This is a genomic window from Paracoccus alcaliphilus, assembly GCF_028553725.1.
GTDB lineage: Bacteria > Pseudomonadota > Alphaproteobacteria > Rhodobacterales > Rhodobacteraceae > Paracoccus > Paracoccus alcaliphilus.
The window spans coordinates 2,842,690-2,867,551 of the sequence record NZ_CP067124.1 but is presented as its reverse complement, the minus strand read 5'-3'; the positions used below and the strand labels follow the sequence as shown (position 1 = coordinate 2,867,551).

The 24,862-nt window shown below is 61.0% G+C and carries 26 protein-coding genes and 2 pseudogenes; 20 read left to right on the top strand and 8 right to left on the bottom strand.

Annotated features, from left to right (window positions below):
• Positions 1-60: 60 nt before the first annotated feature.
• From sul1 to JHW40_RS14935, 3 genes are all read right to left on the bottom strand, one after another.
• Positions 61-900, bottom strand: coding sequence for a sulfonamide-resistant dihydropteroate synthase Sul1 (sul1, locus tag JHW40_RS14945; RefSeq protein WP_000259031.1), 840 nt, complete (start codon positions 898-900; stop codon positions 61-63).
• A complete protein-coding gene (locus JHW40_RS14940; RefSeq protein ID WP_000679427.1) occupies positions 894-1,241 on the bottom strand; it encodes a quaternary ammonium compound efflux SMR transporter QacE delta 1 in 348 nt (115 codons plus the stop codon). Before JHW40_RS14940 ends, sul1 begins: the two co-directional genes overlap by 7 nt.
• 163 nt (positions 1,242-1,404) lie before the next feature.
• Positions 1,405-2,196: an ANT(3'')-Ia family aminoglycoside nucleotidyltransferase AadA2 gene (locus tag JHW40_RS14935; RefSeq protein ID WP_001206356.1), complete on the bottom strand. Its 792-nt coding sequence runs from the start codon at positions 2,194-2,196 to the stop codon at positions 1,405-1,407.
• A gap of 145 nt (positions 2,197-2,341) precedes the next feature.
• Between JHW40_RS14935 and intI1 the strand changes: the two genes are divergently transcribed.
• A complete protein-coding gene (gene intI1, locus JHW40_RS14930; RefSeq protein ID WP_000845048.1) occupies positions 2,342-3,355 on the top strand; it encodes a class 1 integron integrase IntI1 in 1,014 nt (337 codons plus the stop codon).
• Between the two features lie 450 nt (positions 3,356-3,805).
• Here intI1 and JHW40_RS14920 read toward each other — a convergent pair whose 3' ends face one another.
• Genes JHW40_RS14920 through JHW40_RS14910 form a run of 3 tightly spaced genes read right to left on the bottom strand, consistent with a single transcriptional unit; the run spans position 3,806 to position 6,784 of the window.
• A complete protein-coding gene (locus JHW40_RS14920; RefSeq protein ID WP_001389365.1) occupies positions 3,806-4,570 on the bottom strand; it encodes an IS6-like element IS6100 family transposase in 765 nt (254 codons plus the stop codon).
• 32 nt (positions 4,571-4,602) lie between these two features.
• Complete coding sequence (locus JHW40_RS14915) at positions 4,603-5,259, bottom strand: UvrD-helicase domain-containing protein (protein WP_090618041.1); 657 nt, start codon at positions 5,257-5,259, stop codon at positions 4,603-4,605.
• A complete protein-coding gene (locus JHW40_RS14910) occupies positions 5,246-6,784 on the bottom strand; it encodes an ATP-dependent nuclease (RefSeq protein ID WP_243637709.1) in 1,539 nt (512 codons plus the stop codon). The genes JHW40_RS14915 and JHW40_RS14910 overlap by 14 nt, the downstream gene beginning before the upstream one ends.
• A 701-nt stretch (positions 6,785-7,485) precedes the next feature.
• Between JHW40_RS14910 and JHW40_RS14905 the strand changes: the two genes are divergently transcribed.
• From JHW40_RS14905 to JHW40_RS14900, 3 genes are all read left to right on the top strand, one after another.
• On the top strand, positions 7,486-8,013 hold the full coding sequence (locus JHW40_RS14905) for an antirestriction protein ArdA (protein ID WP_029076836.1): 528 nt from the start codon (positions 7,486-7,488) through the stop codon (positions 8,011-8,013).
• 91 nt (positions 8,014-8,104) lie between these two features.
• Complete coding sequence (locus JHW40_RS24240; protein WP_342665076.1) at positions 8,105-8,425, top strand: transcriptional regulator domain-containing protein; 321 nt, start codon at positions 8,105-8,107, stop codon at positions 8,423-8,425.
• The gene (locus JHW40_RS14900; RefSeq protein ID WP_244519412.1) at positions 8,358-8,993 is read left to right on the top strand and encodes a DUF2285 domain-containing protein; all 636 of its coding nucleotides are present in this window, start codon (positions 8,358-8,360) and stop codon (positions 8,991-8,993) included. The genes JHW40_RS24240 and JHW40_RS14900 overlap by 68 nt, the downstream gene beginning before the upstream one ends.
• 18 nt (positions 8,994-9,011) lie before the next feature.
• Here JHW40_RS14900 and JHW40_RS14895 read toward each other — a convergent pair whose 3' ends face one another.
• Positions 9,012-9,299 (bottom strand): DNA -binding domain-containing protein, encoded by a 288-nt coding sequence (locus tag JHW40_RS14895; RefSeq protein ID WP_029076834.1) that lies wholly within the window; start codon positions 9,297-9,299, stop codon positions 9,012-9,014.
• A gap of 461 nt (positions 9,300-9,760) precedes the next feature.
• Between JHW40_RS14895 and JHW40_RS14890 the strand changes: the two genes are divergently transcribed.
• From JHW40_RS14890 to JHW40_RS24035, 8 genes and pseudogenes are all read left to right on the top strand, one after another.
• Positions 9,761-10,030 carry a helix-turn-helix transcriptional regulator gene (locus JHW40_RS14890; protein WP_018426335.1) on the top strand — a complete coding sequence of 90 codons (270 nt, stop codon included), beginning with the start codon at positions 9,761-9,763 and terminating at the stop codon, positions 10,028-10,030.
• Positions 10,031-11,107 (top strand): replication initiator protein A, encoded by a 1,077-nt coding sequence (locus JHW40_RS14885; RefSeq protein ID WP_125902100.1) that lies wholly within the window; start codon positions 10,031-10,033, stop codon positions 11,105-11,107.
• Between the two features lie 58 nt (positions 11,108-11,165).
• Entirely contained in the window at positions 11,166-11,684 is a 519-nt protein-coding gene (locus JHW40_RS14880; protein ID WP_125902099.1) for a DUF2840 domain-containing protein, read from the top strand.
• Entirely contained in the window at positions 11,681-12,226 is a 546-nt protein-coding gene (locus JHW40_RS14875) for a S26 family signal peptidase (protein ID WP_029076832.1), read from the top strand. The genes JHW40_RS14880 and JHW40_RS14875 overlap by 4 nt, the downstream gene beginning before the upstream one ends.
• A gap of 34 nt (positions 12,227-12,260) precedes the next feature.
• Entirely contained in the window at positions 12,261-12,596 is a 336-nt protein-coding gene (locus JHW40_RS14870; RefSeq protein ID WP_029076831.1) for a DUF736 domain-containing protein, read from the top strand.
• The gene (locus JHW40_RS14865) at positions 12,593-13,525 is read left to right on the top strand and encodes a lytic transglycosylase domain-containing protein (RefSeq protein ID WP_125902098.1); all 933 of its coding nucleotides are present in this window, start codon (positions 12,593-12,595) and stop codon (positions 13,523-13,525) included. The genes JHW40_RS14870 and JHW40_RS14865 overlap by 4 nt, the downstream gene beginning before the upstream one ends.
• Before the next feature lie 313 nt (positions 13,526-13,838).
• Positions 13,839-14,438, top strand: a pseudogene (locus JHW40_RS24235) (hypothetical protein); the annotation flags it as partial.
• A 57-nt stretch (positions 14,439-14,495) separates the two neighbouring features.
• The gene (locus JHW40_RS24035; RefSeq protein WP_371413031.1) at positions 14,496-15,893 is read left to right on the top strand and encodes a DUF3363 domain-containing protein; all 1,398 of its coding nucleotides are present in this window, start codon (positions 14,496-14,498) and stop codon (positions 15,891-15,893) included.
• A 165-nt stretch (positions 15,894-16,058) separates the two neighbouring features.
• Here JHW40_RS24035 and JHW40_RS14855 read toward each other — a convergent pair.
• Positions 16,059-16,816 (bottom strand): IS5 family transposase gene (locus JHW40_RS14855; protein ID WP_090613566.1). Its coding sequence is split into 2 segments (ribosomal slippage): positions 16,059-16,495 and positions 16,495-16,816, totalling 759 coding nucleotides; the frame shifts between segments, so codons are not numbered across the junction.
• Positions 16,817-16,840: 24 nt separating this feature from the next.
• On the opposite strand from JHW40_RS14855, the pseudogene JHW40_RS24230 reads away from it, so the two are divergent.
• The 8 genes and pseudogenes from JHW40_RS24230 to JHW40_RS14815 form a co-directional block, all read left to right on the top strand.
• Positions 16,841-16,942, top strand: a pseudogene (locus JHW40_RS24230) (hypothetical protein); the annotation flags it as partial.
• A gap of 60 nt (positions 16,943-17,002) precedes the next feature.
• A complete protein-coding gene (locus JHW40_RS14850) occupies positions 17,003-17,398 on the top strand; it encodes a hypothetical protein (RefSeq protein ID WP_230998746.1) in 396 nt (131 codons plus the stop codon).
• A 171-nt stretch (positions 17,399-17,569) separates the two neighbouring features.
• On the top strand, positions 17,570-18,565 hold the full coding sequence (gene rlmN, locus JHW40_RS14845; protein WP_207896397.1) for a 23S rRNA (adenine(2503)-C(2))-methyltransferase RlmN: 996 nt from the start codon (positions 17,570-17,572) through the stop codon (positions 18,563-18,565).
• A gap of 12 nt (positions 18,566-18,577) precedes the next feature.
• Entirely contained in the window at positions 18,578-19,540 is a 963-nt protein-coding gene (locus JHW40_RS14840; RefSeq protein ID WP_029074207.1) for a LysR family transcriptional regulator, read from the top strand.
• A 315-nt stretch (positions 19,541-19,855) separates the two neighbouring features.
• On the top strand, positions 19,856-21,070 hold the full coding sequence (floR, locus tag JHW40_RS14835; protein WP_029074208.1) for a chloramphenicol/florfenicol efflux MFS transporter FloR: 1,215 nt from the start codon (positions 19,856-19,858) through the stop codon (positions 21,068-21,070).
• Positions 21,071-21,097: 27 nt separating this feature from the next.
• On the top strand, positions 21,098-22,081 hold the full coding sequence (locus JHW40_RS14825; protein ID WP_051231116.1) for a LysR family transcriptional regulator: 984 nt from the start codon (positions 21,098-21,100) through the stop codon (positions 22,079-22,081).
• A 131-nt stretch (positions 22,082-22,212) separates the two neighbouring features.
• Positions 22,213-24,201 carry a conjugal transfer protein TraG gene (locus JHW40_RS14820; protein WP_029074209.1) on the top strand — a complete coding sequence of 663 codons (1,989 nt, stop codon included), beginning with the start codon at positions 22,213-22,215 and terminating at the stop codon, positions 24,199-24,201.
• 10 nt (positions 24,202-24,211) lie between these two features.
• Positions 24,212-24,691, top strand: coding sequence for a hypothetical protein (locus tag JHW40_RS14815; RefSeq protein WP_029074210.1), 480 nt, complete (start codon positions 24,212-24,214; stop codon positions 24,689-24,691).
• The last annotated feature ends 171 nt before the right edge of the window (positions 24,692-24,862 follow it).

The following is a 24,862-nucleotide window of genomic DNA, read 5'->3' as shown; positions in this document are numbered from 1 at the left end:
CTGCGCCCACCTTCGCGGAACCTGACCAGGGTCCGCTAGCGGGCGGCCGGAAGGTGAATGCTAGGCATGATCTAACCCTCGGTCTCTGGCGTCGCGACTGCGAAATTTCGCGAGGGTTTCCGAGAAGGTGATTGCGCTTCGCAGATCTCCAGGCGCGTGGGTGCGGACGTAGTCAGCGCCATTGCCGATCGCGTGAAGTTCCGCCGCAAGGCTCGCTGGACCCAGATCCTTTACAGGAAGGCCAACGGTGGCGCCCAAGAAGGATTTCCGCGACACCGAGACCAATAGCGGAAGCCCCAACGCCGACTTCAGCTTTTGAAGGTTCGACAGCACGTGCAGCGATGTTTCCGGTGCGGGGCTCAAGAAAAATCCCATCCCCGGATCGAGGATGAGCCGGTCGGCAGCGACCCCGCTCCGTCGCAAGGCGGAAACCCGCGCCTCGAAGAACCGCACAATCTCGTCGAGCGCGTCTTCGGGTCGAAGGTGACCGGTGCGGGTGGCGATGCCATCCCGCTGCGCTGAGTGCATAACCACCAGCCTGCAGTCCGCCTCAGCAATATCGGGATAGAGCGCAGGGTCAGGAAATCCTTGGATATCGTTCAGGTAGCCCACGCCGCGCTTGAGCGCATAGCGCTGGGTTTCCGGTTGGAAGCTGTCGATTGAAACACGGTGCATCTGATCGGACAGGGCGTCTAAGAGCGGCGCAATACGTCTGATCTCATCGGCCGGCGATACAGGCCTCGCGTCCGGATGGCTGGCGGCCGGTCCGACATCCACGACGTCTGATCCGACTCGCAGCATTTCGATCGCCGCGGTGACAGCGCCGGCGGGGTCTAGCCGCCGGCTCTCATCGAAGAAGGAGTCCTCGGTGAGATTCAGAATGCCGAACACCGTCACCATGGCGTCGGCCTCCGCAGCGACTTCCACGATGGGGATCGGGCGAGCAAAAAGGCAGCAATTATGAGCCCCATACCTACAAAGCCCCACGCATCAAGCTTTTGCCCATGAAGCAACCAGGCAATGGCTGTAATTATGACGACGCCGAGTCCCGACCAGACTGCATAAGCAACACCGACAGGGATGGATTTCAGAACCAGAGAAAGAAAATAAAATGCGATGCCATAACCGATTATGACAACGGCGGAAGGGGCAAGCTTAGTAAAGCCCTCGCTAGATTTTAATGCGGATGTTGCGATTACTTCGCCAACTATTGCGATAACAAGAAAAAGCCAGCCTTTCATGATATATCTCCCAATTTGTGTAGGGCTTATTATGCACGCTTAAAAATAATAAAAGCAGACTTGACCTGATAGTTTGGCTGTGAGCAATTATGTGCTTAGTGCATCTAACGCCGGAGTTAAGCCGCCGCGCGTAGCGCGGTCGGCTTGAACGAATTGTTAGACATCATTTACCAACTGACTTGATGATCTCGCCTTTCACAAAGCGAATAAATTCTTCCAAGTGATCTGCGCGTGAGGCCAAGTGATCTTCTTTTTGTCCCAGATAAGCTTGCTTAGCTTCAAGTAAGACGGGCTGATACTGGGCAGGTAGGCGTTTTATTGCCCAGTCGGCAGCGACATCCTTCGGCGCGATTTTGCCGGTTATTGCGCTGTACCAAATGCGGGACAACGTAAGCACTACATTTCGCTCATCGCCGGCCCAGTCGGGCTGCGAGTTCCATAGCTTCAAGGTTTCCCTCAGCGCCTCGAATAGATCCTGTTCAGGAACCGGGTCAAAGAATTCCTCCGCTGCCGGACCTACCAAGGCAACGCTATGTTCTCTTGCTTTTGTAAGCAGGATAGCTAGATCAATGTCGATCATGGCTGGCTCGAAGATACCCGCAAGAATGTCATTGCGCTGCCATTCTCCAAATTGCAGCTCGCGCTTAGCCGGATAACGCCACGGGATGATGTCGTCATGCACGACAAGGGTGACTTCTATAGCGCGGAGCGTCTCGCTCTCGCCAGGGAAAGCCGAAGCCTCCATAAGATCATTGAGCAATGCTCGCCGCGTCGTTTCATCAAGCTTTACGGCCACAGTAACCAACAAATCAATATCGCTGTATGGCTTCAGGCCGCCATCCACTGCGGAGCCGTACAAATGCACGGCCAGCAACGTTGATTCCAGATGGCGCTCAATGACGCTTAGCACCTCTGATAGTTGGTTCGAAATTTCGATGGTCACCGCTTCCCTCATGATGTCTAACTTTGTTTTAGGGCGACTGCCCTGCTGCGTAACATCGTTGCTGCTCCATAACATCAAACATCGACCCACGGCGTAACGCGCTTGCTGCTTGGATGCCCGAGGCATAGACTGTACAAAAAAACAGTCATAACAAGCCATGAAAACCGCCACTGCGCCGTTACCACCGCTGCGTTCGGTCAAGGTTCTGGACCAGTTGCGTGAGCGCATACGCTACTTGCATTACAGCTTACGAACCGAACAGGCTTATGTCCACTGGGTTCGTGCCTTCATCCGTTTCCACGGTGTGCGTCACCCGGCAACCTTGGGCAGCAGCGAAGTCGAGGCATTTCTGTCCTGGCTGGCGAACGAGCGCAAGGTTTCGGTCTCCACGCATCGTCAGGCATTGGCGGCCTTGCTGTTCTTCTACGGCAAGGTGCTGTGCACGGATCTGCCCTGGCTTCAGGAGATCGGAAGACCTCGGCCGTCGCGGCGCTTGCCGGTGGTGCTGACCCCGGATGAAGTGGTTCGCATCCTCGGTTTTCTGGAAGGCGAGCATCGTTTGTTCGCCCAGCTTCTGTATGGAACGGGCATGCGGATCAGTGAGGGTTTGCAACTGCGGGTCAAGGATCTGGATTTCGATCACGGCACGATCATCGTGCGGGAGGGCAAGGGCTCCAAGGATCGGGCCTTGATGTTACCCGAGAGCTTGGCACCCAGCCTGCGCGAGCAGCTGTCGCGTGCACGGGCATGGTGGCTGAAGGACCAGGCCGAGGGCCGCAGCGGCGTTGCGCTTCCCGACGCCCTTGAGCGGAAGTATCCGCGCGCCGGGCATTCCTGGCCGTGGTTCTGGGTTTTTGCGCAGCACACGCATTCGACCGATCCACGGAGCGGTGTCGTGCGTCGCCATCACATGTATGACCAGACCTTTCAGCGCGCCTTCAAACGTGCCGTAGAACAAGCAGGCATCACGAAGCCCGCCACACCGCACACCCTCCGCCACTCGTTCGCGACGGCCTTGCTCCGCAGCGGTTACGACATTCGAACCGTGCAGGATCTGCTCGGCCATTCCGACGTCTCTACGACGATGATTTACACGCATGTGCTGAAAGTTGGCGGTGCCGGAGTGCGCTCACCGCTTGATGCGCTGCCGCCCCTCACTAGTGAGAGGTAGGGCAGCGCAAGTCAATCCTGGCGGATTCACTACCCCTGCGCGAAGGCCATCGGTGCCGCATCGAACGGCCGGTTGCGGAAAGTCCTCCCTGCGTCCGCTGATGGCCGGCAGCAGCCCGTCGTTGCCTGATGGATCCAACCCCTCCGCTGCTATAGTGCAGTCGGCTTCTGACGTTCAGTGCAGCCGTCTTCTGAAAACGACAGTAAGCGTCGCATAAGTCCTAAGTTTTGCGACACGCCCTGCATGTCATTTTCAGAAGACGACTGCACCAGTTGATTGGGCGTAATGGCTGTTGTGCAGCCAGCTCCTGACAGTTCAATATCAGAAGTGATCTGCACCAATCTCGACTATGCTCAATACTCGTGTGCACCAAAGCGAGGTGAGCATGGCGACGGAGGCTCTGTTGCAAAGATTGGCGGCAGTCAGAGGTAGGCTGTCGCTCTGCGCCGATCAGGCGGCTGCTGCGAAATGGTGGTTGAGCATGCCCATGGCCTCCGTCAGCGCCGAGGGCCCAATGCCAAAAGCTCTCTCCACAAGGCGCACCTCGCCCCTGATGCCGGGCTGCAGGCACCAGGGGCGAGCCTGTCCTTTGCGCAGGGCTCGCATGACTTCGAATCCCTTGATCGTGGCATAGGCCGTGGGGATCGATTTGAAACCGCGCACCGGCTTGATCAGTATCTTGAGCTTTCCGTGATCGGCCTCGATCACGTTATTGAGATACTTCACCTGCCGGTGGGCCGTCTCCCGGTCCAGCTTTCCTTCGCGCTTCAATTCGGTGATCGCTGCACCATAGCTCGGCGCTTTGTCGGTATTGAGCGTGGCAGGCTTTTCCCAGTGCTTCAGGCCTCGCAGGGCCTTGCCCAGGAACCGCTTCGCTGCCTTGGCGCTGCGGGTCGGCGACAGGTAGAAATCGATCGTGTCGCCCCGCTTGTCGACTGCCCGGTACAGGTAGGTCCACTTGCCCCGCACCTTGACGTAGGTTTCATCCAGGCGCCAGCTCGGATCAAAGCCACGCCGCCAGAACCAGCGCAGCCGCTTCTCCATCTCCGGGGCGTAGCACTGGACCCAGCGATAGATCGTCGTATGGTCGACCGAAATGCCGCGTTCCGCCAGCATTTCCTCAAGGTCGCGATAGCTGATCGGATAGCGACAATACCAGCGCACCGCCCACAGGATCACATCACCCTGGAAATGGCGCCACTTGAAATCCGTCATCGTTCCGTCCGTCCAATCTCCGCCAAGCATGCTCAAGCTTCACGATTTTTGCAACAGAGCCCCTTCTTCCATGCTTCGAACTTATTGATGATAGCCGGGCCTCGGAAAGCCTTGTTCTTCGGAGCATTGTTGGTGGCAAAGGTGGCTTGGCGGTGATCGCCGACGAACGTCACCCTGACGTTCGACCTGAGCATCAGCTCCAGCAAATCTAGGTCGTAGCCCGCCATGTCCTGAATTTCGTCGATGATGATATGGGCAAACCGCTGCCGCAACCTTCGCATCACCGAACCGCCGGATTTGGCGTCGCACGCGCAGATGAACTTCGAGATTTTATCGGAGTAGATTAGGCGGCCATCGGAAAAATAATGTGCTGCCGTGTTGGCCTCCGGCGCATAAATGACCGACTTTCCTTCGGTCCAAAAAAATCCATCGATCCTGCGGGAGTGCATTGCTGACTGGTAGGGGCGGGCCAGTTCATGCAAGAGGAACGTGTACCACGAAATCACCTCGACATGCGGAGGGATCGCCCTTGAGCGTTCATGCATCTTGAGCCCGATCTCGCGGATATTATTCCGCGTGTATGTCACAAGCGCCGTAATGCCTGTGTCAGCACCTAGCGCCTGATCGACGACGCGGGTGGTCTTGCCGCCGCCGGCGGCGGCTATAACGATGCGGCTAGCGGATGGCATCGGCTATATAGTCCGGCACGGACCAATCCACGGTGGTCTCGAAGAACCTCAAGGCTACATCTGCCTTGTTCTTGACCATGTATTCGATGGCGCTCGCTTCGTCGGTGAAAGTCTTGCCGAGTACCGCATTTATGGTTGTCAGCCCGTTCTTTTTGACGAGCTGTGGCTCAAGGGTCTTGGCCGTCTCGTCCGTGTCGTACCGGATTTTGACAACATCCGAGGTGAGGTAATTAGCATATTTCGCCAGCAGCCCGGCCACGCTGCCATCATTGTCGGTCACGACATCGGTCTCGGTTTTTAGCAGAACCGCAATTTCGAGAAAGCGTTTAAAGGCGAGGGAGTTGACGGAAATCACGTCGACTCCATCTTCCAGTGGCATCTTTCCGTGCTTTTTTTGGTAGCCGCGCTGCACAATCAGCTCGTCGGATGGGCCTTCGACCAAAATGGACCGCTTAGCGAGAATAAGACGCAGCGTGTCGTGGCCCGGCAGCTTCATGAAATAGTCTTGTGTTGACGTATTTGCTAAATCAGAAAGCCGAACGCCGCTGCCTCGCTGGAACAGGAGCACCGACTCTACGCCCAGTTTGTTCAGCACAAAGCTGCTATGGGTCGTAATAAAAATCTGTCTCGTGCCCGCGTTCGCGGAAATATGCCCGATCAACTCGTTGAGGCTGGCGTAGGAGAGATGGTTTTCCGCCTCTTCGATCAGGATGATGTGGGACTTGGCGGACGTCTCCATCGCGAGCTTGATCTTGACGGCGTTCTGCTCACCCTTGCCGACAAGCGTGAGCGGAATGTCGTCGAGGTGGGGCATTACCCCTGCCTCCCAACTCGCACGGGCCGACGTGTCGAGCGAAACAGATATGGTTTTCTCGCTGATCTTCCCTTTTTTTAGAGCAAGCGCGTCATTGATTGTTTTGACCTTGGGCTGCTCCAGAAAGCGGTCCTTCATCAGACGATAAGTGAGAGCAAGATCGACTTTTTCTTGTGCCGACAGGCTCTCTTTAACAATGTCCACGACATACCTGCTTGCGGCAGCATTGTTCTTGAGCGTGCTGGCGTCGATGAGGCTCGCGTGAAGTGGAATGTCGCGAGAGTGGGCAATGTCGTTGCCTGCAAAGTTGCGCCATACGATACGATAATATTCAATCGGAACGGTGCGAATTTCTGCGGGATCGCTGACATACTGAATGAAGTCTTCGGCATGTGATGGATTAAGCTCAATGCTGAGCGATACGCCGGGGCGGTCTATTTTAAGCGAATTGTGATCGCCCTTGAGCTTAGTCAGGTTCGGGTCGTCGGCGAGATAAACCTCAAGGAGGATGTGCGGGGGGTGTGGTTTCTCGCCTGCTGCTAGACTATCGATGTATTTGCGTACAAGGTCGAGATTGAACAGATACGGGTGCATCTCCACCACAAGCGGTCGGCCATTGAGCTGACCGGACAACGCGAGGTGAACGGCTTCAAGAAGCGTAGATTTTCCGCATTCGTTGTTTCCGACGATCACGTTTAGATTGTCGTTCATTATGACATCCGCTGCTTTTAGGCAGCGGTAATTTTGAATAACGACGCGATGTATGAACACTTTGACACTCCCCCTGTGTCCTAGAATAGCATCGAGACTCCCTGAAGCAAAAGGTCAATATCCGCCTGTTGGTTGCTCGGCCATGGTTCAGAGCGCGAAACTCCTGAAGGCATCCAATCCGCTCAGGGTTGACCGGGAGTGTCCAGAGGAGCTCGAAAGCTCCTCGGTTATGGGTCAATGGGAGCAGGAACGCTTCCTTGTCGATGGGATTTGGGGAGGGCCGAAGTCTCCCCATTGGCGCGGAACTGGCTCGATGCCGTTTGAACCGCTGAAATATCCTTTCTGTTCAGTCTGTTGCAGGATGTTTGCGACGGAGAAAAGGTGGTGGCGTGGCTTTGCCACTCGCTGCCCTCCGGCTCTCTACAGCGCAATGTGGAAGCGCGTTCGCCTCCGGGCCGGCACGGCCGCCGCCGCGCGATCCTCAACAATTTTGCTAAGGGCCTTGCCCTCGCGCCAGCAAGGTAAGTGGAACCGTCCGGGGCGGCATCCCCAGCCTTCCGCACCCCGAGGGGCTTGTGCATGCCGGGTGATCCCCCTCCACCCCGGTCGCCCTTGCTCGTTGCTACCCCAGTCTCGGCGACGGCCAGAAGGTCAGGCGCGGCGTTCCGCTTCGCTGACCTTCAGACCCGAGGATCAGAGACATGACCAACATATCCGAGAGCAGCCCCCGCATCTATGTGGCCTGCCTTGCCGCCTACAATAGCGGCTATCTGCATGGGGCTTGGATCGACGCGGATCAGGACGCGGACCAAATCAGGGATAAGATTGTGACCATGCTGGCACGGTCCCCCATCGCGCACGCAGAGGAATACGCCATCCACGACTTTGAAGGCTTCGAGGGCATCACGATCAGCGAATATGCCGGCATCGACACCGTGGCGCGTATAGGCGCTTTCATCTCAGAGCATGGCGCACTCGGCGCGGGCTTGCTGGAGCAGTTCATCGGCGACATGGACCAAGCCGAAACCGCCTTGCAGGACTGCTATCATGGTCAGTTTGGCAGTCTCGCCGATTACATGGAGGAACTGACCACCGAGAGCATCACGATTCCCGAGGCGCTACGCTACTATGTCGATTGGCAGGCAATGGCGCGAGACGCTGAAATGAGTGGCGACCTTTTCACCGTAGAGACCGCACATGATGAGGTCCATGTGTTTTCCAGCAGATGAAGGCCGGTCGCTTGCTCGCACATGCGGGCGACGACTGTAAAACTCAACGAGATAGTGTTAAGAAGAAAATAACCAATATTGATCGCGTTAGATGATCAATATATCTGCTTTGAGCATCTTATATTACTTGAATAGATACTTGAATCTCTCTTGTCCGGGCGCAGCCTCGCGCGCCCCGGCTTTGAGAGGTGACGCCATGCTAAGCATCGACTGGCGTTTGCCGGCGGCATACAGACACGCGAAGCAAATTCCGGCCGCCGGTTTCGCTTGGGAATACCTGCGCCGGAATGACGATTATCGTCAGGACTTCGAGACCATCGCTAGGACCGGGGAACCGACCGGCAGTGACCTCGAAATGTTTGCACATCGCTGGGGCTTGCGATTTCCCGTGCGATCCCGACGCGCAGCATGACCCGCAATCGCCGATCTGGAATCCGAATCTTCACCCGCAAGCGGTGATGTTGTCGCCGGTCGATCACAAGAACGGCGATACCGAACCAATATTGACGCTGGCGCATCTCGATGGCCTTGACTTGCGCCGCGCCGCCGATGGTTGGCACGGCATCTGGCAGGTGGATGGCGTCGCGCATCAATTCTGGCTGCCCGATGCCGTGCCCGATGCCGCCGCATTCTACGCCGTCACGTTGCCGATGGATTCGTTTCTGGAACTGCGTGCTCACGCGGCCCGCCGATTTTGGCGGTCCCTCAACGGTCGCGCGCCCGGTCCTGATTTCCGAGCCGTGCCTGCCCAACTCCGGCAATGGCATATCTTGACCCTGCGCGCGCTTGACGCGCGGTTGCGCGGCGAAAGCTATCGCACCATCGCTGAAGTCCTGCTCGGCTTTCGCGGCACGAAGGAGGATTTCGAGAGCGATCCGCGCAAGAACAAAGCCCGCCGCCTGGTCGCGCACGGCATCAAGATGATGCGCGGGGGCTATCGCCTTCTGCTCCACTATCCGATCAAGCCCGACAAGCGTTGATGGGCACGGCCATCGACCTCACGCCCTATTGGCTGCCGCCTGCTCCAGAATCTTCCGATAGCCTTCACGCGATAGCCATTGCGCGCGTTCGAGATGGCTTTGCCAGCAACGGCGGGTCAGCAGTTCCTCAGCGGCCGGATCACGGTGCAGCACGATCCGCGCGACTTCCTTCCAGTCCGCGCCCTCGGCCTTCGCATCCAGCAAACGCAGATATGTGACGTAATGTTGTTCGTCATAGACGGTTATGGTGTCGCCGGTCGGCGCTTCATCGTCCACATCTGGATCGAGTTCGACGGGAACCCGCATAGTCATTCCCCGTATCCGAGAGAGCTTTGTCTGCGGTGCGCCCCCGCAAACGATTCTCTCTGACTCTTGGTGATCGGGGAGTTAGTAACCGTCACGAAACGGCCCCATGGCCTTTAGCTCGGAAAGCCTGTTGTATACGCCACAGGCTCCCCGACCATAGGTCAAGGAGTTGGTGCCGTTCTGGCTGGCACCGGCCATTCGTGAGGGGTTACTACGCCCCAGAGCAGCGCGTCTGCTCCGCTGCGATTCTTAACCGAACCGCGTGGGAATGTCTCTGGCTTTTCGGCGCAGCAGGCAATGAGCCGCTGAAATCCCTCATCTATTGGCCGCGCACCGCCCCGAAGGGGGTGCCGCCAGCGCATAGGCGCAAATGCGGCACGCTACGCGCCGCCGATCCCTCGCCATGGTTCGCCACAGTCCGCTGCCGCCCCCGGCAGCCCAATCCCGACTGGAGGTGATCCATGCCCAACCCACTTGCGGGCCTGCCGCCGCGCCTGTTGCGCACCAAGGAAGCCGCGCGCTTCCTCGGCATATCCATCCGCACCCTTGAGAAGCATCGCACCTATGGCACCGGGCCGACCTATCGCAAAGTCGGCGGTCGCGTCCTCTACACCGTCCGCGATCTGGAAGACTGGAGCGCGGCGGGCGAGCGCAAATCCACCCGCGACAAGACCGCCGGCACCGTCTTTCCCGCGCGTCCGCTTACGCCCGAAGAACGGGGCGACTGCTAGATGCTGCGCGAGGACGACCACGATCCCGCACAGCCGACCGAGGACAGCGAGCGTAGCCGCCTAGACCCCTTCGTGGTCGCAACCGGCGACGCGCCGCCGCGCGACCAGCGCGACTTGATGGAACGGCCGTTCTTCTCGCTGGCGAAGACCCCGCGCACCAAGCCGATTCTTTACAAGGCCGCCGACATAGAGGTGCAGGTGTTCGGGATGCCCGAGCACGGCATGGCGACCATATGGGACGCCGATGTGCTGATATGGGCGGCCTCGCAGATCGTTGCGGCCGAGAACAACGGCCTCACCACTTCGCGCTTTGTCCGGTTTACGCCTTACCATCTGTTGCGCGCCATCGGGCGGCCGACCGGCAATCATCAATACCGGCTTCTGAAAGCCGCGCTGGCGCGGCTGCAATCGACCGTCATCGCCACCACCATCCGCAACGGCCCGCATTGGCGTCGCCGGCAATTCTCATGGATCAACGAGTGGGAGGAAATGACGACGCGCGCCGGCCGCGTCGAGGGCATGGAGTTCGTCCTGCCCGAATGGTTCTACAACAGCGTCATCGACCGTTCGCTGGTCCTGACCATCGACCCGGCCTATTTCCGCCTGACTGGCGGCATCGAGCGATGGCTTTACCGCGTCGCCCGAAAGCACGCCGGGCACCAGCGCCACGGCTGGGTTTTCGAGGTCGCGCACCTCCACCAGAAATCCGGCAGCCTCGCCCGGCCGTCCGACTTCGCGCTCGACCTGCGCCGGATCGCGGCCCGCCAGCAACTTCCCGGCTACCTGCTCCAGATCGAGCGGGAAGACGACCGCGAACTGCTGCGCATCCGCCCCGAAAGCTCATCAACAGGCACTGTTGATAACCCTGTTAATGCCATCGGCAGATCAGGCGCACGGGGTATCGGCACATCAGGCGCAGCACTATCGGCAGATCAGGCGCACGAACCGCAGCTAACGCTTTGGCCTGAAACGCGGAATCCGACCGCTAACTTATCTAACAGAGAATCTAACTCTTTTTCTTTGACGCGCGCGCAGGCGAAGCGTGGTGCCGGTTCTGCCCGAAGGGGCGAGCCATGAGGGCCGCGCTCGACGCGCTGTGCCCGCGCAGCCCCCAGCACATCCCCGGAGACGAACAATGACCCGTCGCGCCCACCGCAGCGCGCACGGCCGTCCGCTGCCGGACGGACCTGCGCCCTTCACCACATTGGTCGAGCTGACCTTCGAGAAACGCAAGGTCGAGCACTGGATACGCTTCGGCCGCAAGAGCTACGAGCAGATCATCGACCGCCGCCGCAGCGTCGTCGGCTTCGCGCCGGGCAGCGTCTTCGCCTTCGTCCGTTGGGCATCTGGCGAGCACGGCACTGTCATTTCGCGCATCGACATTGTGCGCGCCATCGGGCGCGGCGAGCCGTTCCAGACATTGCCCTTCGTGCGCCCCGGTGGCGAAATCCTGTTGCGCCTCGACGGCTGGCCCAAGGTGCAGCGTGCGCTTGTAGCTATCGACGCCGTGGATGCGCTCGGCCTCGATCCGGCCGACGCCTCGCCGGATCACTGGCGGCACGTCCACAACCGTTTGACCGCCAATCTGGAACCGCACGCCTACACGCCTGAGCGACATGCCGCTTGGCTTCACCGTCGAAGGATCGAGCCATGACGCGCCGCCGCACCCTTACGGTGACGGCGCTGGCGGTGATCGGCATCGCCGCCGCAAGCGCGGTCAAGACGCCGACGAAACTCATATGGAACGCCACCGCCAGCGCGCCAGTCGGGTTCTACACCGTCGAGCCGGCAGACCGGATCGACGTGCCCGAGCTGGTCGCCATCATGCCGCCCGAACCGCTCGCCAGCTTCATGGTCGAGCGCGGCTATATCGCGCGAGGCGTCCCGCTCTTGAAGCGCGTCTTGGGCCTGCCCGGACAGCGGGTTTGCCGAGCCGGCCGCACGATCACGGTTGACGGGATCGAGATGGGCGAGGCGCTGGAGCGCGACAGCCTCGGTCGCGATCTGCCCGTCTGGAAGGGCTGCCGCGTCATCGGCGGCGACCAGCTTTTCCTCATGAATTGGGAAGTCCGCGACAGCCTCGACGGCCGTTATTTCGGACCCATCCCCGCAGATTCCGTCATCGGCCGAGCGGTTCCGCTCTGGACCGATGAGGAAGGCGTCGGCCGCTACGAGTGGCGCGTGCCGACGTACTGACCCCCCCAAAAAAAACCAACCGCAGGAGATTTCCATGGCAGAGATAGGCACCTTCACCCGCACCGAAACCGGCTATGCGGGGGAGCTTCATTCGTTCGGCCTCCACGAAAAGCTGTTCATCGTCCCGGCCAAACCGAGCGATGTGAAAAACGCGCCCGACTACCGCGTGCGCCTCGATAGCGAGGACGGCCCTGACGCCGGCCCCGCATGGAAAGACTCCAGCGACAACGCTGGCGACTTCGTGTCGATGCGGTTGGAGGGGCCGGTTTTCCCGTTCCCCATCCGCGCCAAACTGTTCCAGTCCAACGACAATCCTTCGGTCTGGACCCTGCGTTGGAAGCACGCCCGGAAGATCGAGGATGAGGAATGACGGCCGCGCGCGTCCGGCCCGTCATCCGGTCAAAGATCGGCATCCCTTTGTTCGCGGAAAAGCCGTCTCATCCCTTCGTCCCGCTCGGCGACCAGACGGCCGGCGCGCGCAGCGAAGGTCAGGGGCGGCCATCGGCCGGCGCTTGCGCCTTGCCCTTGACCGCAGCGAGCACGCTGGCAGGCTGGCGGCGAAGCGGAGACAGGCCGGCATGGCATTATGCCGTCCTGCTGCTGGCGGGGGCGCTTTCCGTCTGCATCGGATCGGGCGTCGCTGTCGCGCAATCCGCGTCGGTCGAGCGCCCGGCCGCCGCCCATCCCTATGCGGCGCACATCGCCGAGGCGTCGCAGCGTTTCGGCATCCCCGAGCACTGGATTCGCGCGGTGCTGCGCGCCGAGAGCGCGGGCGACGTGCGCGCGATTTCGTCGGCCGGGGCCATGGGATTGATGCAGGTGATGCCCGACACATGGGCGGGCCTGCGCGTCCGCCATGGCCTCGGCCGTGATCCCTACGACCCGCGCGACAACATCATGGCAGGCACGGCCTATCTGCGCGAGATGTTCGACCGCTACGGCAATGTCGGCGCGATGCTTGCGGCCTACAATGCCGGTCCCGGCCGCTACGACGAGCACCACGCGACGGGCCGACCGCTTCCCGCCGAGACACGCGCCTATGTCGCCGCGCTCGCCCCGATCCTTGGCGGCGCGGCTCCATCGGATGCGCCGTTGCAACCACCGGCACCGCCGCCCGATTGGCGCGAGGCACCGCTATTCGTCATGCGCCCGGCCGACACGCGGGGTGCCGCCGCGCCGCCGTCCGAGGCGCAATCCAGCGACGGCCGCGCTGCCGTTCCGGCGCGCGACCCCGCCCGTGCGGAGCCGCAGGACGGCAGCATTTTCGTGGCGAGCGCCAGCGACGGGGGAACGCCATGAGGGCGGCGTTCCCGCGCTCGGCGGCGCTGGTTTCGGCATCCGGTCGGGCAGGTTTGCGCCCGGCAGGATTCCCGGCAGGAGGGGCAGAAAAGACAGAAAGGGCGGAGGGCAAGATTAAAGAAGACGGCACCATATCGGGCCGCTTCTGGAAATTGTTGTTGTCTGCACACTGGTTAGGTGGCCGGTTCCGGCACCATGGTTTTGAGGGGTCGCGTGCCGCGATTTCGCACAAAGCCTTGGCTTTGCTGGGTTTCGAGCGGCACCATAGGCCCATATCAGCCGTTTTTCGGTGGTTTTATCAGGAGTCGCGCCCATGAGCGCCGACGATGAAAACCGCTTCCGTCCGAAGCCGGGCCGTATCCGATCCGACACACCGAAGGCCGGCAAGACCAAGAGCTTTTTCACGCAGGTCAAGAAGATCACCCGGCAGCATCAGGCAGCAGCCTCCCGCGATCCTTCCATGCCGTCATCCGCTCGCCCGTCATCGCCGGGGCGGTCCCGTGCCGTGGTCGCCAGCGGCAAGGGCGTGAAGCGCGGCCGGGGCGCGAGCTTCGTGCGCGCTCGGAACATCTCCGGCCAATGGCATCATCGCCAGCCCGGCAGCCGCCGCGTGATCGTCAAGCAGCGCAGCGTTCGGGCCGCGTGGAAGGGCGCACGCGCCCGCGCGCATCTGCGCTATGTCCAGCGCGACGGCACGTCACGCGACGGCGAGCGGGGCCGGCTCTATTCGGCGACCGAGGACCGCGCCGATGGCGACGCCTTCCTTGATCGCGGCAAGGACGACCGCCACCAGTTCAGATTCATCGTCTCGCCCGAGGATGGCGCGGAGCTATCGGACCTCACGGCCTACACCCGCGATTTCATGAAGCAGGTGGAAGCCGACCTCGGCACGAAACTCGATTGGGTCGCCGTCAACCACTACAACACCGGCCATCCCCATGTGCATGTCATCGTCAACGGCCGCGACGAGATGGGCGAGGATCTAATCATCAATGGCGACTACCTCGCCAACGGCCTACGGGAGCGCGCCAGCGAGCTTGCCAGTCTGGAACTCGGCCCCGTCACCGAAATCGAGCAGACCCGCAAGCTGTCGGCCGAGATAGACCAGGACCGTTTCACCCGGATTGACCGCGCCATGGCCGAGGAAGCCGATGCCCGGTTCCTCGACCTGCGCCATGAACCGGCCGCACCGCGCCGCCAGTTCGAGCGCACCTTACGCCTGCGCCGTCTCGCCAAGCTGGAGAAGATGGGACTGGCGACCGAGCACGCGCCCGGCGTTTGGGAGTTGAGCAAGGACATGGAGCCGGCCCTGCGCGAGTTGGGCGAGCGCGGCGACATTATCCGCACCATGCAGAAGGCGCTCGGCCCGCAGGGAGGCGAACGCGATCCCATGAGCTTTCAAATCCATGACGGAGCGCCAGAGACACCCATCGTCGGCCGCGTCGTGGACAAGCACCTGTCGGACGAGCTGGGCGAGAACCTGACCATTGTGGTGGACGGGATCGACGGCAGGACGCACCACATCGCAGGCATCGCGCCCGAGCGGCTGGAGGACGCCCGCGTTTGCAGCGTCGTCCAGATCGGCCCGGCCGAGGCGACCGCCCGACCGTCCGAACGCGCCATTGCCGCCATCACCGAGGACGGCATCTATCGTCCGAGCCGCCATCTGGAGCAGGCGAAGTTCGAGGGCCGCGTTCCGGGCGGCGATTATGAGGGCTATGTCGATGCCCATGTCCGGCGACTGGAGGCATTGCGCCGCGCCGGGATCGTCGAGAGGATCGACGCCGACCAATGGCGCATCCCCGATGATCTGGTCAGCCGCGCCGCCGCCTATGACGCCGGCCGTGACCGGCAGGCCAGCGTTCGCATCCTTTCCCCGGTCGATCTAGGCAAGCAGATCGGATCGGACGGCACGACATGGCTGGACCGGCGATTGGTCCATGGCGAAACGGCCGACCTTGCGCCGGCCGGCTTCGGCCAGCAGGTGCGTGAGGCGATGGACCAGCGGCGCGAGCATCACATCGAACAGGGCGATGCCACCCGAGCACGGAACGGCCGCATCTTCTACCGGCGCAGCCTTCTCGCCACCTTGCGCGAGCGGGAGGTTGCCCGCATTGGCGCGGAGATGGCCGAGGGCAAGGGGTTGCCGTTCCGTGCCGCCACGGACGGCGAGAACGTCAGCGGCAAGTTCACCGGGACCGTTCAGCTATCGAGCGGCAAGTTCGCCGTGGTGGAAAAGAGCCATGAGTTCACGCTTGTCCCGTGGCGGCCGGTGATCGACCGCCAGCTCGGCCGCGAGATCACTGGCGTCGTGCAGGGCGGATCGGTGTCGTGGCAGTTGGGGCGAAGGCATGACCTTGGCCTTTAGCACATACGCGTGTTTCATCCGGTATCTATCATGCCCCGTGTATCTCACGCTGGATGCCGGCTATTGTAGGGGCCATCATTCAAGCGAGCAGTAGAAAAGAAGATATGCCGAGACCGAAACTTCATAGCGATGAGTTCATTCTAGATACCGCGCTAGGCTCAGGACTCATAGCCAAAAGAGCACTGTAGCGGCGAGGGCTATGGCGGAGAGGAAGACGTTCGGGCACCGATCATAACGCGTGGCAACGCGTCGCCAGTCTTTCAGACGACCGAACATGATTTCGATGCGGGTGCGTCGTTTGTATCTGCGCTTGTCATACCGGATGGGCTCGGTGCGGGTTTTACGTCCGGGGATGCAAGGTGTGATCCCCTTGGCTTCCAAGGCGTCCCTGAACCAATCCGCGTCATAGCCCCTATCGCCCAGCAGCCACTGGGCTCGGGGTAGACTATCCAGAAGAGCCGCCGCGCCGGTGTAGTCGCTGACCTGACCAGCCGTCACAAACAGGCTAATGGGGCGTCCATTCGCATCGGTGACGGCGTGCAGCTTGGTATTCATCCCGCCTTTGGTCCGTCCGATCAGTCGCCCGAGGCCCCCTTTTTTACCCGCAGGCTCGAAGCCGTACGGTGCGCCTTTAGATAGGTGGCATCGATCATGACGGTCCGGCGTTCGGCCTGTGCGCCAGAAAGGCCCTCCATCATCCGAACGAAGACGCCAGCCTCGCTCCACCGCTTCCAGCGATTGTAGAGCGTCTTGTGAGGCCCGTAGGCTGCCGGCGCATCCCGCCAGCGCAGACCGTTGCGGTTGACGAAGATGATCCCGCTCAACACCCGCCTATCATCCACCCGAGGTTTGCCGTGGCTCTTAGGGAAATAGGGCTCCAGCCGAGCCATCTGCTCGTCCGTCAGCCAATAAAGATCGCTCATAATCCAGACTCCTCAGGAGCCTGAATCAGATCGCACGCCGCAAATCAATGGGTCCTGAGCCTAGGCATCCTTCTTCAGAAAGGTCCATCGGCCTTCACCCTCTCCGATGTTGCGGAAGCGGTCGGCATCTCGCGGGCTGCACTGATCCAGCGGTTCAAAGACAAGGCGACGCTGCATCTAAAGGTCATGGAGCGCAACACGCAGGAGGTGCGCGACTATTTCGCGGGTGCGAGTCCCGAAAAGGGCCTCGATCCGCTGTGGGCGATGCTCAAGGACCTCATCGCCGGTATGGGTGACGGTGCCGGAACGGAAGGCTACCTTCTTCTATTGTGGGGAGACGTTCAGGAGCCGTCGCTTCGCGCCCTTGCGGCGGAGCGGAACAGACTGGTCCTGAAAGCTATCGAGGCACGACTGCCCGCCGGGCCGCGCCCACCCGAGCATACCGCCGGCTTGATTCAGACGGTCATTCAGGGGTCTTGCATGCAATGGCTCGTTGAGCCGGAAGGCGAGCTAGCGGCTTTCATGACCAAGCGCACCCACATGCTTCTGTCCGTCCTCTATCCCGACCATGTGTTCGGGTAACACCATCTGGAGGGTTGTTTATAACAGTCGTGTCGGTTATTTATAAGGCGTGCGCCACGGTATCGCCGGGCACGGAAACCCGGAACGACTATCATGCCTATACAAGAACCCAGCCCGTTGGGGGGCGAACGACAAAAAGCACTGCCTGCGCCAACCTTGGCGCTGAACCTCATGGCCGACGAGTTCGATGCGTTGAACGCGAGCAGCGGGCCGCAAATCGCTTATCGCGACCTGTTCTGCCCACACATGGACCTGCCGCGCGCCTTGCGGAACTGGTCAGAGGCTCGGGGCGTCCAGTTGCGGAGCCTTCGCAAAATCACGCATGAGCGCGGCGGTCGGTCGCAGAAGGTGCTTTTCGGCCTTCATGACGGTTATGCCGTTGAAAGCGTTCTGATCCGTCGTCACGACGGACACACCGCCTGTATTTCGTCACAGGTTGGATGTGCCTTCGCCTGCCAGTTCTGCGCTTCCGGCCAAGCCGGCCTCAAGCGCAACCTTTCGGCGGGCGAGATTGTCGAACAGGTCGTTCAACTCGGGCCGAAGGTCAACCGGATCGTGTTCATGGGCATCGGCGAGCCTTTGAACAACTACGAGCAGGTGATGAAGGCGATTCGTATCCTGCGCGACCGGCGAGGGATGAATTTTCCCACCACGGGAATCACGCTTTCGACCATCGGCATACCGAAGGCTCTAGCGCAATTGCGAGAAGAGCATCTGGCGATCAATCTGACTATATCGCTGCATGCGACGACGCAGGAAGTTCGCGACCGTCTCATCCCCGGATCGCGTAAGCACGACATCAAGGAAGTCATCGCGCGCGCTTCGTCATGGGCGGAACGGCACAACCGGATCGTCACCTTTGTCTATCTGGTCCTCCCCGGCATCAACGACACGCTTGCTGATGCGAAACGGCTTGCCGGTCTCATGAACAAGCGAAGGGCGCGTGTGAACCTTATGCGCTGGAATCCTGTCGATGGCATCGCGCTTGATCGAACCGGCGACCGCAGCCTCGGACTTTTCCGTGAAGTGCTGGATCGCGCCGGTGTGCCGGTCGTGGTGCGGGATACACAGGGGCGGGATATTTCGGCGGCATGCGGTCAGCTCTGGTTGCGCGATCTGCGCGGAATCCCGGTCGAAAAACGCGGAGCCACAAAAAAGGCCGCCTAGCGGGAGCTTAGGATGCGGCGTTCGAAAAGACATGCGAACGATGCCTTCCGATCAAGTGAAACGCTGCTCGGGTCGCGCATACCTCTCTTGTCGCTGATCCAGACGCTTGCGGTCGCTGAATATCTCAACTTCCGCCACGCAGCGAACGCACTCGGGGTTGCACAATCCAGCGTCAGCGCCCGCGTGAAGGCGCTGGAAGAAGACCTTGGCATCCTCCTGTTCGAGCGTCGTGCGCGTGGCGTTCGGTTGACCGAAGCCGGACGCCACTTCGTCGAGCGGATCGCAGCCGGCGTCGATCAACTCGACCATGCGGTGAAGACCGCAGGCATGGCGGCGACGGGGGAATGGGGCCGCCTGCGCATCGGCGTCCATGCCTTGATTCCGCGCAGCTTCCTCGCCGATCTGATCGGGCAGTATCGGGAAAACCATCCCGGCATCGAGGTCGAAATCACCGAAGGCACGGCCCGCGATGCGGTCATGCAGCTTCGTGCCGACCGGCTGGACGTGGCGTTCGTCGCTGGCACACCAGAGCTGCCCGACTGCCATACACGGCCGGTCTGGACTGAATCGCTGGTAGCGGTGCTACCGGATAGGCATCGTCTTGCCGGGCAGCCGGCAATCACTTGGGCCGATCTGGTCGGCGAAACCTTCCTTGTCCGCTATGGTGGCACTGGCCCGCAGGTTCATGACCATATCGTGCTGCGCCTTGCCGGGCGCTGGCCCGCGCCTTCGATACTGCGCTTCGACGTAGGACGTGGCACGCTACTATCCATGGTCGGACAGGGATTCGGCATTACCATCGTCGGGGCAGCGACGGCACTGCTGCCGACTGCCGGCATCACCTTCCTGCCTTTCGCCGATGAGCCAGAGCCGGTTGCCTTTACCGCCGTCTGGTCGCCGTTCAATCGAAGCGCCGCGCTCCGTGATCTGCTCTCTCTCGCAAAAGAAATGGGTCGGCTGATCCGCGTCGACTGAACCTCTGCCCGTTCCAGCCAACCGCCAAAGCAAGGCATAGGGGTTTCATACGGCCAAGAATGACGGGAACGTCAACAGCGGGGGATTGGGTGGCTACGAGCCAGCGATACGGCATTGCGAGGCAACAGCTGATCGTATAAGTGATAGCTAGTCAAATTTGTGATCGTGGAGTGGTCAGCATGGGAAATCCAAAGTCAGCAGACAAGTAAGCCGCAACAGCAAAATTGTTGTTGCGGCGCTCTGTGAGACCAATCCCATGTGATTGCTGATGTGCAGACGCCGCCCGAGATTTCTTAATCGAGCGGTTGACTTATCATGACCATCACACGCCCTGCATGGGCCTATACGCTGCCGGCAGCCCTACTGCTGATGGCTCCCTTCGACATCCTCGCTTCACTGGCGATGGATATTTATCTCCCCGTCGTTCCAGCGATGCCCGGCATCCTGAACACGACGCCCGCCATGATCCAACTCACGTTGAGCCTCTATATTGTGATGCTCGGTGTGGGCCAGGTGATTTTTGGTCCGCTCTCAGACCGCATCGGGCGACGGCCAATTCTACTTGCGGGCGCAACGGCTTTCGTCATTGCGTCTCTGGGAGCAGCTTGGTCTTCAACTGCACCAGCCTTTGTCGCTTTCCGTCTGCTTCAAGCAGTCGGCGCGTCGGCCATGCTGGTGGCGACGTTCGCGACGGTTCGCGACGTTTATGCCAGTCGTCCTGAGGGTGTCGTCATCTACGGCCTTTTCAGTTCGATGCTGGCGTTCGTACCTGCGCTCGGCCCTATCGCCGGAGCGTTGATCGGCGAGTTCTTGGGATGGCAGGCGATATTCATTGCTTTGGCTATACTGGCGATGCTCGCACTCCTAAATGCGGGTTTCAGGTGGCACGAAACCCGCCCTCTGGATCAAGCGAAGACGCGCCGATCTGTTTTGCCGATCTTCGCGAGTCCGGCTTTTTGGGTTTACACCATCGGCTTTAGCGCCGGTATGGGCACCTTCTTCGTCTTCTTCTCGACGGCTCCCCGTGTGCTCATAGGCCAAGCGGAATATTCCGAGATCGGATTCAGCTTTGCCTTCGCCACTGTCGCGCTTGTAATGATCGTGACAACTCGTTTCGCGAAGTCCTTTGTCACCAGATGGGGCATCGCGGGATGCGTAGCGCGTGGAATGGCGTTGCTCGTTTTCGGGGCGGTCCTGTTGGGGATCGGCGAACTCTTCGGTTCGCCGTCATTCCTCACCTTCATCGTGCCGATGTGGGTCATGGCGGTCGCCATTGTCTTCACTGTGTCCGTTACCGCGAACGGCGCTTTGGCAGAGTTCGACGACATCGCAGGATCAGCGGTCGCGTTCTACTTCTGCGTTCAAAGCCTGATAGTCAGCATTGTCGGGACATTGGCGGTGACGCTGTTAAACGGTGACACAGCGTGGCCGGTGATCTGTTACGCCACGGCGATGGCAGTGCTGGTGTCGTTGGGGCTGGCGCTCCTTCGGCTCCGTGGGACTGCCACCGAGAAGTCGCCAGTCGTCTAACCGACGACTGGTGGCAGGCCCGCTCCGATGCGGCGCACTAACCATCGAAACCTCGTGAATGGCGGTATCCTGTCTGGCAGGATACCGCTCATTTCCCTTGTTCAGTTCATCGCCGTCGCCGAGCATCTGAATTTTCGGCATGCGGCCAAGGCACTCGGCGTCAGCCAGTCGAGCGTCAGCGCGCGTGTGAAAGCGCTGGAGGATAACCTTGGTATCCTGCTGTTTGAGCGCCATGCGCGGGGCGTTCGGCTAACAGACGCAGGCAGGCACTTCATGGAGCGTGTCACGGCGGGTGTCGATCAACTCGATCACGCGGTGAAGACCGCCGGCATGACAGCTCAAGGAGAATGTGGCCGGCTTCGCATCGGCATCCATGCCTTGATCCCACGCAGCTTTCTCACGGAGCTGATCCGTCATTATCGGGAAGCCCATACCGGCATTGAGGTCGAGATAACCGAAGGCACGGCCCGCGATGCGGTGATGCAGCTTCGTGCTGACCAGCTCGACGTGGCGTTCGTCGCGGGCAAGCCCGAGATGCCCGACTGCCATACCCGACCGATCTGGACCGAACCGCTGGTGGTGGTGCTATCGGATGGGCATCGCCTCGCCGGGCAGTCCGCAATCACTTGGTCCGATCTGGTCGGCGAGACTTTCATTGTTCGCTATGGTGGCACCGGCCCGCAGGTCCATGACCATATCGTGCTGCGCCTTGCCGGGCGTTGGCCCGCACCGTCGATCCTGCGCTTTGATGTGGGGCGCGGCACGCTGCTATCTATGGTCGGACAAGGCTTCGGCATCACTATCGTCGGCGAGGCCACGTCATTATTGCCGACGACCGGCATCGTCTTCCTGCCCTTCCTCGATGAACCGGAGCCGGTTGCCTTTACAGCCGTCTGGTCGCCGTTCAATCGCAGCTCCGCACTGAAAAATCTACTCAACCTCGCAGGCAAAATGAAGCGTGACGGCGATTCGCCCAATCGTTTCCTCGATGGCACTCGACCGGCACGATAACGGCAAAGGCGACCCGTCCTATTTGCCGCCGATAGTATCCGGCAGCCCTCCGGCATCCTCTTTCCTGTTGCCCGTCCCGATTTTGCCTACTCTCTGATCGGCTCCGTCTTTTTTTGCCGACTGGAGCCTGTATGCGCGGAGGCCGAATCCTTTGGGGGCAGATTGGTGCCGTCTTCACCATCGTTCTGGTGATGGTGTGGGCAGCGACGCAATGGACGGCGTTCCGCCTCGGCTTCCAGCCGCAGCTTGGAGCACCATGGTTCGAGCTGGCGGGCCTGCCGGTCTATTATCCGCCCGCCTTCTTCTGGTGGTGGTTTTCGTTCGACGCCTACGCGCCCGCGATCTTCGTCGAGGGCGGCATCATCGCGGTATCGGGCGGCTTCCTCGCCATCGCCGCCGCCATCTTCATGTCGATCATCCGGGCGCGGGAGGCGCGCAACGTCGCCACCTACGGATCGGCGCGATGGGCTGAGGACCGGGAAATCCGTGCGGCCGGATTGCTCGGCCCCGATGGCGTCTTGCTCGGCCGATACGACCGGGACTATCTGCGCCATGACGGTCCCGAGCATGTCCTATGCTTTGCCCCGACGCGTAGCGGCAAAGGCGTCGGGCTGGTGGTGCCGACGCTGCTGACATGGCCGGCATCCGCCATCGTTCACGACATAAAAGGCGAGAACTGGACGCTGACAGCGGGCTTCCGCGCGAAGCATGGCCGCGTGCTGCTGTTCGATCCGACCAACGCCAGATCGTCGGCCTACAACCCGCTGCTGGAGGTCCGGCAAGGGGAATGGGAAGTCCGCGACGTGCAGAATATCGCGGATATTCTGGTCGATCCCGAAGGCAGTCTCGACAAGCGCAACCATTGGGAAAAGACCAGCCATAGCTTGCTGGTCGGCGCGATCCTGCATGTTCTCTATGCGGAGAAGGACAAGACCTTGGCGGGCGTCGCCAACTTCCTGTCCGATCCCCGCCGCCCGGTCGAGGCAACCTTGCGCGCGATGATGGACACGCCGCATCTCGGCGAAGCAGGCGCTCATCCCGTCATCGCGTCGTCCGCCCGCGAACTGTTGAACAAATCCGAGAACGAGCGGTCGGGCGTGCTCTCCACCGCCATGTCGTTTCTCGGCCTCTACCGCGATCCCGTGGTGGCGCGGGTGACGGCGCGGTGCGACTGGCGCATTGCCGACCTGGTCGGCAGCCGCCAGCCCGTCACGCTCTATCTGGTCGTGCCGCCATCCGACATAAACCGCACCAAGCCGCTCATTCGCCTGATCCTCAACCAGATCGGCAGGCGGTTGACCGAGGAACTGACCACCTCCGGCAAGCGCCATCGGCTGCTGTTGATGCTGGACGAGTTTCCGGCGCTCGGCCGGCTCGACTTCTTTGAATCGGCGCTCGCCTTCATGGCGGGGTATGGAATCAAAGGCTTCCTGATCGCGCAGAGCCTCAACCAGATCGAGCGCGCCTATGGCCCGAACAACGCGATCCTCGACAACTGCCATGTGCGCGTCAGCTTCGCCACGAACGACGAAAGGACGGCCAAGCGGGTGAGCGACGCACTCGGCACCGCGACCGAACTGCGCGACTCCACCAACTACGCCGGGCACAGATTGGCCCCGTGGCTTGGGCATCTCATGGTTTCACGGCAGGAGACGGCCCGCCCGCTACTCACGCCGGGCGAAATCATGCAGCTTCCGCCCACCGATGAAATCGTGATGGTCGCGGGCACACCGCCGATCCGCGCGACCAAGGCCCGCTATTTCGAGGACGCGCGGTTGCAGGAACGCATCCTGACCCCGCCCGATCTGGTCGCCGCTCCGCTGGCGCCCAGTCCATCCGCCGATGATTGGTCCGGCCGTGTGGTCGCGGCGGAAAGCCATTCCGCGACCGACGCCGCACACGGGGCCGAGGGCGATCCGGCCAATGCTGGCATCCGCCGCGAGCCGGAGCTGCCTGAGCATGAGGAAATCGTCGCCCCGCCGCCATCACCCGAACAGGAGTTCGAGTTTGTGGACGACGAGCCGGACGTTGACGCGGCCAAGGCCCGCGCCATGCGCCAACGTATGAGGATGGTCGCGCGGCAGGTCGCATTGAACCCCGATGACGGAATCGACCTTTGAGGACACGACCATGGCAACCAGAACCCGCCTGAATCTCTATTTCGACCCCGCGCTCATTCCGCAGATCGAAGCGATGGCGCTGCGCCGCTCGGTGGCGCTGCGCCGTAATGTCTCAAAATCCGCCATCGTGGAGGCGGCGGTCATATCTTACCTGTCCGGCGATGCCGACGACCAGCTTGAAGCCGCCATGTCGCGCCGCATGGACAAGCTCGGCCGCCAGATCGACACGCTCGACCTGGATCTCGCCGTCCTCGGCGAGACGGTCGCGCAGTTCATCCATTTCTGGATGACCATCACACCGCCGCTTACGGGAGCCGCACAATCCGCTGCCCGAGCGAAAGGCGCGGAGCGGTTCGAGGGCTTCATGCAAAATCTCGGCCGGCGTCTGGCGACGGGCGACAGGTTCCTCAAGGAGCTGTCGCGTGACCTCGACTCACTTCCCGACGATCAGTTGCCGGACGAGTCCGAGAGCAACGGCGATCAAGAATGAGTATTCGGACCCATCCTATTTACCGCCGTTCGCCGCCGATCACCGCCGCCTCATAGATACTTGTTGAACCGGCCGCATTTCGGTCTCTCTTAATCGACCCCGATCTGGGGATTGCCTGTCGCGCCCCATGAAGAAACGGGGCCGACATGACCACCAACCACCAAAAACCGG